General features: G+C 71.8%; 3 protein-coding genes. All 3 read left to right on the forward strand.

The genetic code is table 11. The features are described 5' to 3' along the window. Nucleotides 1-701, forward strand: a 701-nt coding sequence (locus tag DM816_RS41665; RefSeq protein WP_117215913.1) for a ComEC/Rec2 family competence protein, incomplete at its 5' end; no start/stop codon positions are given. 86 nt (nt 702-787) lie between these two features. Then, nucleotides 788-1,768 (forward strand): DNA polymerase III subunit delta, encoded by a 981-nt coding sequence (holA, locus tag DM816_RS41670; RefSeq protein WP_246002750.1) that lies wholly within the window; start codon nt 788-790, stop codon nt 1,766-1,768. Continuing rightward, nucleotides 1,765-2,128: hypothetical protein (locus tag DM816_RS41675; protein ID WP_117215915.1), on the forward strand; the 364-nt coding region annotated here is incomplete at its 3' end. The genes holA and DM816_RS41675, both read left to right, overlap by 4 nt.

Below are 2,128 nucleotides of genomic sequence, written 5' to 3' on the forward strand. Positions count from 1 at the left end.
CGGGGCCGGCGGCGGCGGTCGTGGTCGATACCGGGCCGGACGCGTCCGCAATGGACGGTTGCCTGCGCGAGCTCGGTGTCGAGTCGGTGCCGCTGGCGCTGCTGAGCCACCTGCATCTCGACCACATCGGCGGGCTGGGCGGGCTGCTGCGCCACCGCCCGAGGGCCCTGGTCACGCCGGCTTGGAGCGAGCCGCGCGCCGGGCACGAGACGGTCACGCGGACCGCTGGGCGGGCGGGTGTGCCGGTGTCGGCCGTGGTGCCGGGTGCAGTGTGGACGGTCGGTGAAGTGAACGTCCGGGTGCTGTCCACGGAACCGTTGCGTGGCACGCGGTCCGACCCGAACAACAACTCGGTGATCGTTTTGGCGACGGTGCGCGGGGTGCGCGTGCTGTTGCTGGGCGACGCGGAGACCGAGCAGCAGGCGTTGCTGCGGGCGGGTTATCCGGAGCTCGCGGTGGACGTGCTCAAGGTCGCGCATCACGGGAGCGCTTATCAGGACCCGGCGCTGCTCGGCGAACTCCGGCCGCGGGTGGCTCTGGTGTCGGTGGGGCGCGGCAATGGATACGGGCATCCCAACGAGGGCGTGCTGGCTGCGCTTCGCCGGGCGGGTGCGCGGGTCTGCCGTACCGACCAGGATGGAGACATCGCCGTGACACTCGGCCAGACCGGCCCCGGAGAGCTGGCCGTGGTCCGCCGATGAAGTTGAGGTCGGGGCGGATGAGCGAGTCCCCCATCCGGGAGCACCCTGGACGCGTGCGCCGTGTTCCGTGCGACCATGGCTGTGTGGTGAGCCAGCCTGCGTCCTCCCAACTGACACCGATCGTCTTAATCCTCGGCGACGAGGAGCTGCTCGTGACCCGGGCCATCGCCGATATCGGCGCGCGGGCGCGGGCAGCCGATCCCGATGCGGAGGTGCGCGAGCTCGACTCCTCCACGCTGATGCCCGGCGAGCTGGCGGAGGTGCTCAGCCCCTCGCTGTTCGGCGGGAGGCGGGTGGCGGTGCTGCGCAACGGGCAGGACGCGCGCAAGGAGCTCGTGGCCGTGGTCCTCGACTACGTGAAAAATCCCGACCCGGAGGTCACCCTCGTGGTGACGCACGTGGGCGGGGCGAAGGGCAAGGCCTTTGCCGACAGCCTGCAAAAGGGCGGGGCGACCGTGGTGCCGGCGGCCAGAATCACCAAGCACCGCGATCGGCTCGACTTCGTGACCGGCGAGTTCCGGCGCCTGGGCGGCAAGTGTTCCACCGACGCGGCCGAGGCGTTGCTCGACGCGGTGGGCAACGACCTGCGCGAGTTGGCCGCCGCTTGCGCGCAGTTGACGGCCGACACCGGTGGCCGGGTCGACCTGGCGACAGTCGCGCGATACTACCGCGGCCGGGCGGAGGTCAGCGGGTTCACCGTTGCCGATGCTGCCGTGGCCGGCGATGTGGCGGGCGCGCTGGAAGCCCTGCGGTGGGCCTTACACACCGGGGTCGATCCCGTGCCCATAGCCGACGCGCTCGCAGACGGCGTGCGGACCGTGGCGCGGGTCGCGTCGGCGGGCCGGGGCAACGCCTATCAGATGGCGTCGAGCCTGGGCATGCCCGCGTGGAAAATCGAAAAGGCGCAACGGCAGGCCCGAGGCTGGACACCAGACGGGCTCGTGCAGGCGATGCGGGCCGCGGCGGAGTGCAACATGGCGGTCAAGGGAGGCAGCGAAGACCGCGGCTACGCGCTGGAGCGCACCATCATGCAGTTCGCGGCGGCGCGACAGGGCGGCGGTTCATGACCGTCGTCCGATCCAGGCGCGCGGGGATCAGCGCGGAAGAGGCCGCCCAGCGGCCGATGTACGCCAGAACGCTTGGGCTGCAATACCTTCGGCCCAGCAGCCTGGTCAGTTTCGTGTTCTTCGAGGGCAGCATCGCGCTGGCCGTGCTGCTCGCCCTGGCCGAGCTGGCGCAGTGGTGGATCGTGGCGGTGCTGCCACTCTCGATCGCCGCCATGGTCAAACTCAACGACATCATCGCCGGCGCGGCGGTCGCCTCCGGTGGCCCGGCCCGGGTCCGGCGTGCGCGAGGCCGGGCCGTCGTGCCGCATCCACCGACCGTGCGCCGAGCACCGGCTGCCGCCCGCCCGCTTCGACCCGCCG

The organism is Allorhizocola rhizosphaerae (assembly GCF_003426775.1).
GTDB lineage: Bacteria > Actinomycetota > Actinomycetes > Mycobacteriales > Micromonosporaceae > Allorhizocola > Allorhizocola rhizosphaerae.